The following is a 12,381-nucleotide window of genomic DNA, read 5'->3' on the forward strand; positions in this document are numbered from 1 at the left end:
TCACTTGATCCACAAACGCATGGCGTCCCAGGCGCGACCGAAGATGCCGGCCAGCGGCACCTCCTCCAGCACCACCAGGGGCACCTCGGCCACCGGCACGCCGCCGGCCGTGCTGACCTTGAGCGTGCCCACGCGTTGGCCCTTGCTCAGCGGTGCGACCAGCGGATCGGTGCGCTCGATCTGCGTCTGCAGCTTGGCGCCGTCGCCACGCGGCACGGCCACGAACACCGCACCCGCCGCGCCCAGCTTGGCCTGCGGGCTGGCGCCCTTCCAGACCGGCACGGTGCTGATGGCGGCGTTCTTGTCAAACAGGCGCACGGCGTCAAAGGCCGAATAGCCCCAGTTCAGGAGCTTCTGGCTCTCCGTCGCACGCGCTTCCTTGGAGGCCGTGCCCATGACCACGCTGAGCAGGCGGCGCTTGCCATTGGGGAACTCGCGCTGGGCGCTGGAGACCAGGCAATAGCCCGCGGCTTCGGTGTAGCCGGTCTTCATGCCGTCGACGCTGGGGTCGCGGCGCAGCAGCAGATTGCGGTTTTCCTGGCGGATCTTGTTGAAGGTGAACTCGCGCTGCGAGTAGTAGCCGTAGTACTCGGGGAAGTCGCGGATCAGGTTGGAGGCGATGATCGACAGATCGCGCGCGCTGCTCTTGTGGCCAGGCTCGGTCATGCCGGTCACGTTCTTGAACTGCGTGTTTTTCAAGCCCCAGGCCTGGGCTTGGCGGTTCATCAAGGCCACGAACTGCTCGACCGTGCCGGCCACGCCTTCGGCCAGGGCCACGGACGCGTCGTTGCCGCTCTGGATGATCATGCCGCGCAGCAACTCGTCGACCTTGGGCGTCATGGTCGTGTTGATGAACATCAGCGAGGGGTCGCCCTTGCGCTCGTCCCAGGCGCGGGTAGAGACGGGCAAGGCCTGCTCCAGGGTCAGGCGCTTGTCGCGCAGGGCACCAAACACCACATAAGCCGTCATCAGCTTGGTCAGCGAGGCGGGGTCATTGGGCGTGTCGGCATCGCGCTCGGACAGCACGCGGTTGGCGCTCATGTCCAGCAGCAGATAGCTGCGCGCGGCAATCTCGGGGCCGGGCATCTGCGATGCCGCTTGGGCCTGGCTGGCAGCGGCCGGCGCCTGAGCCAGCACCACGGGCGAGACCAGGGCCGAAGCCGCGGCCAGAGAGATAGCGAGGGGGAGCGAATAACGATTCATCACGGGGTTCTTTCGACTCGGGTTCAGGCGAGTCCAGGCAGGAAAACAGGGGCAGGCGTGCTCAAGCGCGCCAGTTGCGCACGACCAGATTGCGCAGCAGGGGCAGCTGGCCGTGAAAGAAATGGCCGACGCCCGGCACCACCACCACCGGCAGCGACTGCGGCCGCGCCCAGTCCAGCACCGAGCTCAGGGGCACGACATCGTCCACCTCGCCGTGGATGACCAGGGTCTCGGGCGGCACGGGCGCGGTGTCGAAGCGGCTGGTCGCCGGGCCCACCAGCGCCAGCCGTTCGGCGCGCTGGTCTTCGGGCAGGCGCAGCGCGGCTTGCGAGGCCACATAGCCGCCAAAGGAAAAACCGGCCAGCACCAGAGGCTCGCCCGGCTCGCGCAGAGCGGCCAGCACGGCCAGGGCATCGTCGATCTCGCCGCGACCCTCGTCCCAGCCGCCTTCGGACTTGCCGATGCCGCGGAAGTTGAAGCGGGCCACGCGGTAGCCCAGCTGCACAAAGGCGCGCGCCAGGGTCTGCACCACCTTGTTGTCCATGGTGCCGCCCTGGGTCGGGTTGGGGTGGCAGACCAGGGCCAGGCCGCGCGTGGGCGGCATGGGCAGATCGGCATGGCCGCTGGCGGGCCGGTCGATGGCGCATTCGATGGCGCCGGCCGGGCCCGGCACCAGGCGCTTTTCGGTTAGGGAATTCATCGCGAAACCGTGGTGGCGTCAGCGGCCGACGCTGTCGGGCAGCACCAGGCGCTCAACCACTTCGCCACCCTTGAGGTGCTTGTCGACGATCTCGTCGATGTCGGTCTGGTCGACGTAGGTGTACCAGACGGCCTCGGGATAGACCACCGCCACCGGGCCACCGGCGCAGCGGTCCAGGCAACCGGCCTTGTTGACGCGCACGCCGCCCTGGCCGCCCAGGCCCAGTTCGCGCACCCGCGCCTTGCAGTGGTCGAAGCCCGCCTGAGCGCCATGCTGAGCACAGCTGTTGTCACCGTTTTCGCGGTGGTTCAGGCAGAAGAAGATGTGGCGCTCGAAATAGCTCATGCCGCCATTGTAGGGAGCCGAGGCAAGAAACCCTGGGGTTCACCCTTTGTTTCAGGACTCGCGGCGGGCGATCACGCGCAGCAGCCAGGCCAGGGCCGCAAACGGCCAGACCCAGCCCAGCCATTGGGCCAGGCCGTACATATTGATGAAGCGGCCCAGCTCCCAGGTCTGCAGGCGTTCTTCGAGGTAGGGGTCGGTCGGCGCCTGGCTGACCAGGGCGATCAAGCTGCTCAGCACGATCAGGCCCAGGGCCGCATTGACCCGGCGCGGCAAGGCACTGGCCGCCATGCCGAGCAGCGCACCCACCAGCAAGCCCGGCCCGCTGGCCAGGGTCAACCAGGACCAGGCATGTTGCGGGCCGAAGTTGAGGCCGGTGGAAATGGCCGTGCCCAGCGCGCCCAGGCCCAGTGCACTCAAGCCCAGCGCCAGGCGACGCTTGCCCGGCCGCGCCACCGACAAAGCCACCAAGGTGGGGGCAAGCACGCCGAGCGCGATGGCAATCGCCTCCAGCCCCGGCGGCAGGGCGCGCGCCGCACTCTCGCTGAGTTCATCGCCCCATTGCAAAGCCCAGGGCGTGCCGGCCAACAGATCGACCGCCGCCATCTGCAGGCGCGGCAGCCATTGGCCCAGGCCCAGCGGCACCGGCGTCGGGAACAGCAGGCCCAAGGGCCAGAGCGCCAGCAGCGCCAGCGCACCGGCACTGTGCGGCTGGAACCAGTAATCGCGCACATCCTCCCAGCGCCGCAGACCGCCCAGGCGGTAGAGCAGCCAGGCCAGCCCCACCCCGAGCCAGGCACCGGCACTGTTAAGCAAAAAATCGCCCAGGGCGGGCACCCGGTTGGGCAGGAAGTACTGCAGGCTCTCGAGGCTGTAGGACAGCAGCGGCCCGGCCAGCAGGCTCAGCAGCACCCCGCTGCGCAGACGCCAGCCACTGCGCATGGCGGCGGCAAAGCAGAGAAAACCAAAGGGCAGATAGCCCGCCAGATTGGCCTGCAAATCGATCCAGCTGGCATAGCGCGACCAGGGCAGGCCCAGCATGCCGCGCCCGTCCAGGCCAGGCGGCCAGACCCAGGGTCCGAAGGGGTAGAGGCTGGCGTAGACGATCAGTGCCGTGCAAGCCAGCAGCAGCCAGGAGGCAGAGCTTTGGCGGCGCACCATGGCGAGCCCGTGGCTCAGAAGGGCTTGACGACCACCAGCACGACGATGGCGATGAACATCAGCACGGCCACCTCGTTGAAGACCCGGAACCAGCGATGGCTGCGGCGGTTGGCCGACTGCTCAAAGCTGCGCAGGATGGCCTTGCAAACATGGTGATAGCCGATCACCCCGATCACCAGGAGCAGCTTGGTGTGCATCCAGCCCTGGTTGAAGCCGGCGAAATTGAGCGCCCACATCCAGCCGCCCAAGACCAGCGCCGGGATCATCAGCAAGGTGGCGAAGCGGTAGAGCTTGCGCGCCATCAGGAGCAGGCGCTCGCGCTCGGCATGGCTGTCGGCCGGCACCATGGCCAGGTTGACGAAGATGCGCGGCAGGTAGAACAAGCCGGCAAACCAGCTGGCCACGAAAACGATGTGAAAGGCTTTGATCCAGAGCATCGCCACATTATGCGGGGCGCTTTCGCCGGGGCAGGAACCGGGCTTGAGGTGGGAGCAAAACCGCTCTGCAAACCGGCTGCAAATGCCACGCGAAGATCTTGCGGGCAAAAAAAGGCCCCGGCCACAAAGCCGGGGCTGGAAAGCCTTATCGCTGTCATCACGCTAAGGCTCCTGCTCAGGGAGGAAAAGCAGGGAACGACCACCTTGCGGCTATCATTCAAAGTGAATTTTAACATAAGCGTCATCGGAGGGCGCATCAGGGAAGTCGCGTAGATTGCGCAGTCCCTCACGCATGCGAACGAGGAAGCGGCCGATCCGGCCCGCCCCGGCGCGCGCGCCGCCTCCTGCCACGCCCTCTCTCCCGGAGTTGATCAGTGTCCCTGCCCGCCCCCTACCCCGCCAGCCGCCCCCGCCGCCTGCGCCGCGATGCCTTCACCCGGGCCCTGGTCCGCGAGCACCATGTGCGCGCCAGCGATCTGATCCTGCCGGTGTTTGTGCACGAGGGCGAGAACCGGGTCGAGCCCGTGGCCTCCATGCCTGGCGTGGCCCGCCTGAGCCTGGACCGTCTGCTCGACGTGGCGCGCGAATGTGTGGACCTGGGCATTCCGGTGCTGGCGCTCTTCCCGGTGATCGATGCCTCGCTCAAGACCCCTGACGGCCGCGAAGCCACCAACCCCGACGGCCTGGTGCCGCGCGTGGTGCGAGCACTGAAAGAACAAGTGCCGGAGCTGGGCGTGCTGACCGATGTGGCCCTGGATCCGTTTACCAGCCACGGCCAGGACGGCGTGCTGGACGAGCGCGGCTACATCCTCAACGACCAGACCGTTGAGATCCTGGCCCAGCAAGCCCTGGTGCAGGCCGCTGCCGGCGTGGACATCGTGGCGCCCAGCGACATGATGGACGGCCGCATCGGGGCGATCCGCACGGCGCTGGAAGCCCATGGCCACATCCACACCCGCATCATGGCCTACAGCGCCAAGTACGCGAGCGCCTTCTACGGTCCCTTCCGTGATGCCGTGGGCTCGGCCGCCAACCTCGGCAAGGCCGACAAGAAGACCTACCAGATGGACCCGGGCAACAGCGACGAGGCCCTGCGCGAAGTCGGCCTCGATCTGGCCGAAGGCGCCGACATGGTGATGGTCAAGCCCGGCATGCCTTACCTCGACATCGTGCGGCGTGTGAAGGACGAGTTCCGCGTGCCCACCTTCGCCTACCAGGTCAGTGGCGAGTACGCCATGATCAAGGCGGCGGCCACCAACGGCTGGCTGGACCACGATGCGGTGATGATGGAATCCCTGCTGGCCTTCAAGCGCGCCGGCGCTGATGGCGTGCTGACGTATTTCGCGCTGGAAGCCGCGCGCCTGCTGAAGCAAGCAAAAGCCGGCTGATCCCTGGGATGCGCCTGTTCCACATCCACGGCGACCAGTTCACCGAGCTGAGCCAGCTGCCGGCCGATTTGCCCGCCGATGGCTTCCTCTGGCTGGGCTATGGCCGACGCGAGTTCGAGCTGCAGCTGGGCGAGATCCAGCAAGGCCTACAGCGCTGGGGCTGTGGTCAGCTGGTGGACTTGCATGTCTCTGACCTGCTGAACAACCAGCTGCCCTCGCATTTCGACTACACCAGCTGGTACGACCTCTTGGTGTTTCGGCGCCTGGCCGCTGCGCCCGGCCATGAGCATCTGCTCGCCGACCCCGAGCACGGCACCCTGCACAGCACCCATGAGGCGCTCAAGGCCATCGACACCAGCCCGGTGGGCTTTGCGGTCTTCGACCGGGTGCTGCTGACCGTGCACCCGACCGACTGCCTGGTGCGCGACTACTTCGCCAGCAAGATGGGCGCCCTGGCCGAAGGCCGCGATCTGCGTGGCAGCGCCCGCCTGCCCAACAGCCCGGCCGATCTGATGCTGCGCATGGTCAACCACATGGTGGACAGCTATCTGGAACTGCGCCGCCTGCTGACCCGGCAGATGACGGCGCTGCAGCGCACGCTGATGGATGCCAACAGCCATTTCGAGGACTGGCCCCTGCTGCTGGAATCGCGCGACGCCTTGCACCGGCTGGAGGACACCTGCGAGGACCAGCGCAGCGCCATCCAGGAATGGATCGATGTGCTGGACGATTGGCCCTCGGCTGAGGAGCCAGCGGCACAACGCGAGCGCGAGCTGCTGCGGGTGCGCTCACGTGATGTGCAGGAGCATATCGAGCGGGTGCTGGCCCATGTGCGGCGCATGGAGTCGTCCAGCGAGTCGGCGGTGCAGATGCACTTCTCGGCCCTGGGCCACCGCACCAACTCCATCATGCGCACGCTGACGGTGCTGACCGCCATCTTCCTGCCGCTGAACCTGATCACCGGCATCTTCGGCATGAACTTCGACGGCCTGCCCCTGATCCACAAGGCCGCCGGCTTCTGGGTCGCCTTCGGCCTGATGCTGGCCGTGGGCCTGGGCCTGGGCCTGTTCTTCTGGCGCAAGCGCTACCTGGGCACGCGCCACGGCTGAGGCGTCGTTTCAGCGCGCCGCGTACGGATCGGCAAAACCGAGGGTCTGCATCAGCTCGCTTTCACGCGCTTCCATGCAGGCGGCCTCGTCGTCGTCTTCGTGGTCATAACCCTGGGCATGCAGGGTGCCGTGCATCAGCATATGGGCGTAGTGCGCTGCCAGATCGAGGCCGGCTTCTTTCGCCTCGCGCTCCACCACTTCGGCGCAAATGACCAAGTCGGCCGTCACCACGGGTTCGTGGCTGTAGTCGAAGGTCAGCACATTGGTCGCGTAGTCCTTGCTGCGGAACTCGCGGTTGAGCTGCTGCCCCTCCTCGGCATCGACGATGCGCACGGTGATCTCGCCCGGCAGCTCCAGGGCGCTGCGGATCCAGCGCGCCACCTTGTGGCGGGGCAAGAGCGCCTTGTGGCGCGGGTCGGCAAATTGCAGGGACAGGCTCAGTTCGGGCAGGCTCATGGCGCGGCTTTCTTGGTTTTGGTGGACGAGGCCGGGCTCGCTGAACGGCTGTGTGCCTCGTAGGCATCGACGATGCGGGCCACCAGCGGGTGGCGCAGCACATCGGCGCTGCTGAAATGGGTCATGGCCACGCCCTCGACGCCGGCCAGCACCTGCTCGGCCTCGACCAGGCCGCTGTTCACGCCCTTGGGCAGGTCGATCTGGCTGGTGTCGCCGGTGACCACGCAGCGGCTGCCAAAGCCGAGCCGGGTCAGGAACATCTTCATCTGCTCGGGCGTGGTGTTCTGGGCCTCGTCCAGGATGACGAAGGCATGGTTGAGCGTGCGGCCGCGCATGAAGGCCAGCGGGGCGACTTCGAGCTGGCCTTTCTCAAACGCCTTGCTGACCTTGTCGAAACCCATCAGCTCGTAGAGCGCGTCATAGAGCGGGCGCAGATAGGGGTCGACCTTTTGCGTCAGGTCGCCGGGCAGAAAGCCCAGGCGCTCGCCGGCCTCCACGGCCGGGCGGGTCAGGATGATGCGCTGCACCGTGCTGCGCTCGAGCGCGTCGACGGCACAGGCCACGGCCAGAAAGGTCTTGCCCGTGCCCGCCGGCCCCAGGCCCAGGGTGATGTCCTGGCTCAGGATCTGGTGCAGGTATTCATGCTGGCGCGGCGTGCGGGCGGCCAGATCGGCGCGCCGGGTGCGCAGCACGATCTCGCTGGGCGCGGCCCGGGGCAAGACTGCGGCAGCGCGCTTCACCGTGCTGCGCCGGGACATGCGGGCCGGGCCCAGCTCGGCGACCGCCTCGGCCAGGGCCACATGCATCAGCTCGGGCGGAATCGCCCGGCGGCTGCGCTCGTACAAAGCCAGCAAGAGCTGCAGCGCGCGCTCGGCCGCGGCCTTGGGGCCCTCGATGCGCACACGCTCGTTCTGGCGACCGATGCGCACGGCCAGGGCCAGCTCAATCTGGCGCAGATGTTCATCCAGGCTGCCGCACAAATGGGCCAGACGCTTGTTGTCGACCGGGGCAAACTCGTGGTGAAGAATCACAGGGGCACTTTCTTCTAGGGATTTGGCAACAAGTGCATTGTCGCGCGGGCTTCTTGCACATGGGAGAGACGCCTCTGTCCTGCACAATCGGGCCCCATGCTGAGCCTGTTACAAGAAGAAACGCCCCACCCGCTCGCGGCCGCAGCCGCGGCCTCTGAACCTTGCTCCCATCGCCTCGCGGCAAAGCCCGCACTTCGAGGACTGGCCGGCCTGACGCTTTGCTTCATCGGCAGCCCCGCGCTGGCCGCGGGCACCGGGGCATCGAGCGGCCACGCGGGGCTGAGCTTCGGCCTGGCGGGCATGCTCCTGATGATGGCCTTGAGTGTGTTGACCCTGGCCTACCGCCACGGTCATGAGCGCGGTGCCGGTTTGGGTCTGGGCGGGTGGATGCTGAGCCTGGCCCTGACGGCCGTGCTGAGCGTGGTGGGACCGATCGGCAGCGCCACGCTGGCGCCGGCCCTGAACCTGGGCCTGCTGGCCCTGGCCACCTGGTGCAGCCTCAAGTTCTTCCTGAGCCGCACCTTGCCCATGCCGCTGTGGCAAGACCTGCTGCTGCTGGGCCAGATGCTCTTGCTGCCGGCCCTGTCCAGCACCTTGCAGAACAGCCCCAGCCCGGCCACGGCGGCCTGGGCCGGCCTTTTGCACCAGTTCGCGCCGACCTGGCTGGCGCTGCAATCGCTGCTGGCCATGGCCAGCGGCTGGAAGCGGCGCGTGCGCCGGCCTGACGCTGAAGCCAAAGATGGCGGCAACGCTGCGGCCAGCCGTCGGCAGGAGGCCCGCTTCACACCGACTCTGCTGCTCGTCTGCGGCCTCGGTCTGCTGGCCGGCGCGGCGGCCGCAGCCCTGACCGGCGTGGCAGCCATCGAGCTTGGCTTGGCCCTGGGTCTGCTGCTGCCGCTGAGCCTGCTGGCCCTGGGCCTGCAGTACCTGCTGAGCTTCGCCCAGGACCGCCTGGAGGCCGAGAAGGAACATGCCCAGTTCGAGCACCGCATGCAGGAGCGGGTCACCGAAATGGAGCGCAATTTCGGTGCGCTGGCGGAGCAGCGTCTCGAGCAGGTCACCGAGCGCGAGCGCAAGCGCATTGCCGCCGACCTGCACGACGACCTGGGCGCCAAGCTGCTGACCATCGTGCACACCAGCGAGTCGGACCGCATCTCCAGCCTGGCCCGGGAGGCGCTGGAAGAAATGCGCCTGTCGGTGCGCGGCCTGACCGGCAAGCCCGTGCATCTACTCGACGCTCTGGGCGACTGGCGCGCCGAGGTGGTGTCGCGCCTGGGTCAGGCCAATATCAATGCCGAGTGGAAGTCGCCGTCCGAAGACATCACCCACACCCTGCCGGCGCGTGCTTACGTGCAAACCACGCGCATCTTCCGCGAGGCGGTCAGCAACATCATCAAGCACAGCGGCGGCACCAACTGCACCATCAGCTGCAGCGTGCAGGACGGAGACTTCGTGGTGGTGATTCAGGACAATGGCCAGGGCATCCCGGCCGAGCTGGACGGCCGCCTGGACCGAGGCCACGGCATGGCCAGCATGAAGTCGCGGGCCAAGCAGATGCATGGCCAATGTCTGGTGGAGTCGGGCCCTGGCTGGGGAACCGTGATCCGCCTCACGATTCCCCTCTGACCCTTCAACCCCAAACCCGCGCATCATTCAGTTTGACGCTGCAATTGCCGAAATTGTCATACCGCTGGACCCATGTCCAGCCCAACCCTGAACGCCACCCTGCAGGCGCGCATACCGCGTGACCACAGGGCCGACCGAGAACGCCATGGACCACATCCTGCTGCTTGAAGACATTCCCGAGATCCGCGCCTGGTTGAAGGCGCTGGTGAAACAGGTGTTCGCCAATGCCCAGATCACCGAGTGCTCCCGCGTGCAGGATGCGCTGGCCTTGGTCAACAGCCAACGTTTCAACCTCGCCCTGCTGGACCTGGGCCTGCCCGATGGCTCGGGCGTCGATGTGATTGCCGCGCTGCGCGAGAAGCAGCCCGAGGTGCAATCCGTCATCGTCACCATCCACGACGACGACGAGCACCTGTTCCCCGCCCTGCAGGCCGGAGCTTTCGGCTATCTGCTGAAGGAGCAATCGCGCGAGCTGCTGGTCGAGCAGTTGCAGCGCATGAGCCAGGGCGAGCCGCCGCTGTCGCCCTCGATCGCCCGCAAGGTGATCTCGCACTTCGCCAACCAGAAGCGCCCGCAAGCGGCCGCCGTGCTGCATGAAGTCTCCCTGACCGACCGCGAGACCGAGGTGCTGCTGCGTGTGGCCAAGGGCTTCACCCTGCCCGAGATCGGCGTGCAACTGGGCCTGTCGCGCCACACGATTGCCGATTACGTTAAGCAGATCTACCGCAAGCTCAATGTGTCCTCGCGCGCCGAAGCGGCACTGGAAGCGCAGCGCCTGGGCCTGTTCGGTCGGAACTGAGCGGCGCGCCGCCGGCGAAGGTGCGCAGCAAAATACTGGACGAACATCCAGCAGACCCGCGCTAAACGCGGATAATCCGCGCTCATGATTGGCAAGCTCAGCGGCGTCATCGCGGAAAAATCGCCCCCGCAGGTTCTCATCGATGTGCAAGGGGTCGGCTACGAGCTCGACGTGCCCATGAGCACCTTCTACAACCTGCCCGCCCTGGGCGAGCGCACCAGCCTGCTGACGCACCTGAGCATCCGCGAGGATGCCCATGTGCTGTTCGGCTTCCTGACTGCCGAGGAGCGTGCCACCTTCCGGCAGCTGATCAAGATCAGCGGTGTAGGCCCCAAGATGGCCTTGTCCCTGCTGTCCGGCCTGTCGGTCGCCGAGTTGGCCCAGGCCGTGTCCAAGCAGGAGGCCGGCCGCCTGGTCAAGGTGCCCGGCATCGGCAAGAAAACGGCCGAGCGCCTGCTGCTGGAACTCAAGGGAAAGCTGGGCCCCGATCTGGCCCTGCCGGCCAGCCTGGCCAACGACAACCAGGGCGACATCCTGCAAGCCCTGGTCGCCCTGGGCTACAGCGAGAAGGAAGCCACCGCCGCGCTCAAGCTGTTGCCGCCCGATGTGGGCGTCAGCGAGGGCATCAAGCAGGCGCTGAAGTCGCTGTCGCGTTGATGATCAAGGTGTTGATGGGCTGCGGCCGGAGACCTTTCGCATGAGCATTCAGACCGACGATTTCGCCAGCCAAGTCAGCCGCGTCATCAGCGCGGCGCCGGCCTCGCCGCGCGAAGAAGCCATCGAACGCGCCCTGCGGCCCAAGCTGCTGGACGAGTACGTGGGCCAGGCCAAGGCGCGCGAACAGCTGGAGATCTTCATCGGCGCCGCACGCAAACGCGACGAAGCGCTGGATCACGTGCTGCTCTTCGGCCCCCCGGGTCTGGGCAAGACCACGCTGTCCCACATCATCGCCGCCGAGCTGGGCGTGAACCTGCGCCAGACCTCGGGGCCGGTGTTGGAAAAGCCCAAGGATCTGGCCGCCATCCTGACCAATCTCGAGAAGAACGATGTGCTCTTCATCGACGAGATCCACCGGCTCTCGCCCGTGGTCGAGGAAATCCTCTACCCCGCACTGGAGGACTATCAGATCGACATCATGATCGGCGAGGGCCCGGCGGCCCGCTCCATCAAGCTGGACCTGCAGCCCTTCACCCTGGTCGGCGCCACCACCCGCGCCGGCATGCTGACCAACCCGCTGCGTGACCGCTTCGGCATCGTCGCCCGGCTGGAGTTTTACACCGCGGCCGAGCTGCAACGCATCGTCACCCGCTCCGCCGCCCTGCTCAACAGCGCCATCGATGCCGAGGGCGCGCTCGAGATCGCGCGCCGCTCACGTGGCACCCCGCGCATTGCCAACCGCCTGCTGCGCCGCGTGCGCGACTATGCAGAGGTGAAAGGCAATGGCCACATCGGCAAGGACATCGCCGACAAGGCCCTGGCCATGCTGGACGTGGACCCGCAAGGCTTTGACCTGATGGACCGCAAGCTGCTCGAGGCCATCGTCCACCGCTTCGACGGTGGTCCGGTGGGGCTCGACAACGTCGCCGCCGCCATTGGCGAAGAAAGCGGGACGATCGAAGACGTGATCGAACCCTACCTGATCCAGCAGGGCTTTCTGCAACGCACCCCACGCGGCCGCATCGCCACGCTGGCCGCTTACCGCCATCTGGGCATGACCCCACCGAAAGCACACGGGCAGTTGTTCGGGGACGAATAACTTTGCGCTTGTCGCAAGGCTGGCGATGGCCGGACGACAACTTGCGGCATATCGCGGCCCCTCGTTGAGCCAATCGCTCACGCTGCGGTGGCACGGCCCGCCGCCGGGCTCATGGTTCCCGGGTCGGCTCTGCGAGCCGACTCCCCTCGGTGCTTACTGCGCGGCTCAGCGACGCCAAACTCCCTCCGTTCGCTGCGCTCACTGTGGTCAAACAGTGGCGCCGAGTCAGAGCTTGAAGCGCGCGATTACGCGCGCCAGAGCCGCTCCGCTGCGCCCTCGGCCGCGCACAAATCGCCCGTCGGCGGGCCGAACCACCTCCGGGGGTGGCGTGTTCCACCGTTGATGAGGCACATCGACCGCGATGCAAGCGCCC

13 protein-coding genes are annotated in these 12,381 nt (G+C 67.0%); 6 read left to right on the plus strand and 7 right to left on the minus strand.

Going from position 1 to position 12,381, the window contains the following annotated elements:
* The 5 genes from OOB33_RS00125 to OOB33_RS00145 all read right to left on the minus strand — a co-directional run bounded on the left by OOB33_RS00125 (nt 1) and on the right by OOB33_RS00145 (nt 3,843).
* Entirely contained in the window at nt 1–1,203 is a 1,203-nt protein-coding gene (locus OOB33_RS00125; RefSeq protein ID WP_271007184.1) for a D-alanyl-D-alanine carboxypeptidase family protein, read from the minus strand.
* A gap of 61 nt (nt 1,204–1,264) precedes the next feature.
* Entirely contained in the window at nt 1,265–1,903 is a 639-nt protein-coding gene (locus OOB33_RS00130; protein WP_102769425.1) for an alpha/beta hydrolase, read from the minus strand.
* Nucleotides 1,904–1,921: 18 nt separating this feature from the next.
* Nucleotides 1,922–2,248 (minus strand): (2Fe-2S) ferredoxin domain-containing protein, encoded by a 327-nt coding sequence (locus OOB33_RS00135; protein ID WP_102769424.1) that lies wholly within the window; start codon nt 2,246–2,248, stop codon nt 1,922–1,924.
* A 51-nt stretch (nt 2,249–2,299) separates the two neighbouring features.
* Nucleotides 2,300–3,406, minus strand: coding sequence for a VanZ family protein (locus OOB33_RS00140; RefSeq protein WP_271007185.1), 1,107 nt, complete (start codon nt 3,404–3,406; stop codon nt 2,300–2,302).
* Nucleotides 3,407–3,420: 14 nt separating this feature from the next.
* Nucleotides 3,421–3,843 carry a CopD family protein gene (locus tag OOB33_RS00145; RefSeq protein ID WP_271007186.1) on the minus strand — a complete coding sequence of 141 codons (423 nt, stop codon included), beginning with the start codon at nt 3,841–3,843 and terminating at the stop codon, nt 3,421–3,423.
* A 374-nt stretch (nt 3,844–4,217) separates the two neighbouring features.
* Between OOB33_RS00145 and hemB the strand changes: the two genes are divergently transcribed.
* The gene (hemB, locus tag OOB33_RS00150; RefSeq protein ID WP_271007187.1) at nt 4,218–5,231 is read left to right on the plus strand and encodes a porphobilinogen synthase; all 1,014 of its coding nucleotides are present in this window, start codon (nt 4,218–4,220) and stop codon (nt 5,229–5,231) included.
* A gap of 8 nt (nt 5,232–5,239) precedes the next feature.
* Nucleotides 5,240–6,340, plus strand: a complete 1,101-nt coding sequence (locus OOB33_RS00155) for a magnesium transporter CorA family protein (protein ID WP_271007188.1) — start codon at nt 5,240–5,242, stop codon at nt 6,338–6,340.
* A gap of 9 nt (nt 6,341–6,349) precedes the next feature.
* Here OOB33_RS00155 and ybeY read toward each other — a convergent pair whose 3' ends face one another.
* Together ybeY and OOB33_RS00165 are read right to left on the minus strand one after the other, a co-directional pair.
* Nucleotides 6,350–6,796, minus strand: coding sequence for an rRNA maturation RNase YbeY (gene ybeY / locus OOB33_RS00160; protein ID WP_271007189.1), 447 nt, complete (start codon nt 6,794–6,796; stop codon nt 6,350–6,352).
* Nucleotides 6,793–7,827 carry a PhoH family protein gene (locus tag OOB33_RS00165; RefSeq protein WP_271007190.1) on the minus strand — a complete coding sequence of 345 codons (1,035 nt, stop codon included), beginning with the start codon at nt 7,825–7,827 and terminating at the stop codon, nt 6,793–6,795. The genes ybeY and OOB33_RS00165 overlap by 4 nt, the downstream gene beginning before the upstream one ends.
* A 96-nt stretch (nt 7,828–7,923) precedes the next feature.
* On the opposite strand from OOB33_RS00165, the gene OOB33_RS00170 reads away from it, so the two are divergent.
* The 4 genes from OOB33_RS00170 (at nt 7,924) to ruvB (ending at nt 12,008) form a co-directional block, all read left to right on the plus strand.
* Nucleotides 7,924–9,453 (plus strand): sensor histidine kinase, encoded by a 1,530-nt coding sequence (locus OOB33_RS00170; protein ID WP_271007191.1) that lies wholly within the window; start codon nt 7,924–7,926, stop codon nt 9,451–9,453.
* 145 nt (nt 9,454–9,598) lie between these two features.
* Nucleotides 9,599–10,252, plus strand: coding sequence for a response regulator (locus OOB33_RS00175; RefSeq protein WP_102769750.1), 654 nt, complete (start codon nt 9,599–9,601; stop codon nt 10,250–10,252).
* An 84-nt stretch (nt 10,253–10,336) separates the two neighbouring features.
* Nucleotides 10,337–10,909, plus strand: a complete 573-nt coding sequence (ruvA, locus tag OOB33_RS00180) for a Holliday junction branch migration protein RuvA (protein ID WP_102769417.1) — start codon at nt 10,337–10,339, stop codon at nt 10,907–10,909.
* Nucleotides 10,910–10,949: 40 nt separating this feature from the next.
* A complete protein-coding gene (ruvB, locus tag OOB33_RS00185; RefSeq protein WP_102769416.1) occupies nt 10,950–12,008 on the plus strand; it encodes a Holliday junction branch migration DNA helicase RuvB in 1,059 nt (352 codons plus the stop codon).
* The last annotated feature ends 373 nt before the right edge of the window (nt 12,009–12,381 follow it).

The sequence above is a fragment of the Paucibacter sp. B51 genome (assembly GCF_027863535.1).
In the GTDB taxonomy this organism is placed as follows: Bacteria; Pseudomonadota; Gammaproteobacteria; order Burkholderiales; family Burkholderiaceae_C; genus Paucibacter_A; species Paucibacter_A aquatilis.

What these genes read in the sequence shown, in the direction of transcription:
- OOB33_RS00125 (WP_271007184.1), bottom strand. Translation starts at nt 1,203, where the DNA reads ATGAATCGTTATTCGCTCCCCCTCGCTATCTCTCTGGCCGCGGCTTCG.
- OOB33_RS00130 (WP_102769425.1), bottom strand. Translation starts at nt 1,903, where the DNA reads ATGAATTCCCTAACCGAAAAGCGCCTGGTGCCGGGCCCGGCCGGCGCC.
- OOB33_RS00135 (WP_102769424.1), bottom strand. Translation starts at nt 2,248, where the DNA reads ATGAGCTATTTCGAGCGCCACATCTTCTTCTGCCTGAACCACCGCGAA.
- OOB33_RS00140 (WP_271007185.1), bottom strand. Translation starts at nt 3,406, where the DNA reads ATGGTGCGCCGCCAAAGCTCTGCCTCCTGGCTGCTGCTGGCTTGCACG.
- OOB33_RS00145 (WP_271007186.1), bottom strand. Translation starts at nt 3,843, where the DNA reads ATGCTCTGGATCAAAGCCTTTCACATCGTTTTCGTGGCCAGCTGGTTT.
- OOB33_RS00155 (WP_271007188.1), top strand. Translation starts at nt 5,240, where the DNA reads ATGCGCCTGTTCCACATCCACGGCGACCAGTTCACCGAGCTGAGCCAG.
- ybeY (WP_271007189.1), bottom strand. Translation starts at nt 6,796, where the DNA reads ATGAGCCTGCCCGAACTGAGCCTGTCCCTGCAATTTGCCGACCCGCGC.
- OOB33_RS00170 (WP_271007191.1), top strand. Translation starts at nt 7,924, where the DNA reads ATGCTGAGCCTGTTACAAGAAGAAACGCCCCACCCGCTCGCGGCCGCA.
- OOB33_RS00175 (WP_102769750.1), top strand. Translation starts at nt 9,599, where the DNA reads ATGGACCACATCCTGCTGCTTGAAGACATTCCCGAGATCCGCGCCTGG.
- ruvA (WP_102769417.1), top strand. Translation starts at nt 10,337, where the DNA reads ATGATTGGCAAGCTCAGCGGCGTCATCGCGGAAAAATCGCCCCCGCAG.
- ruvB (WP_102769416.1), top strand. Translation starts at nt 10,950, where the DNA reads ATGAGCATTCAGACCGACGATTTCGCCAGCCAAGTCAGCCGCGTCATC.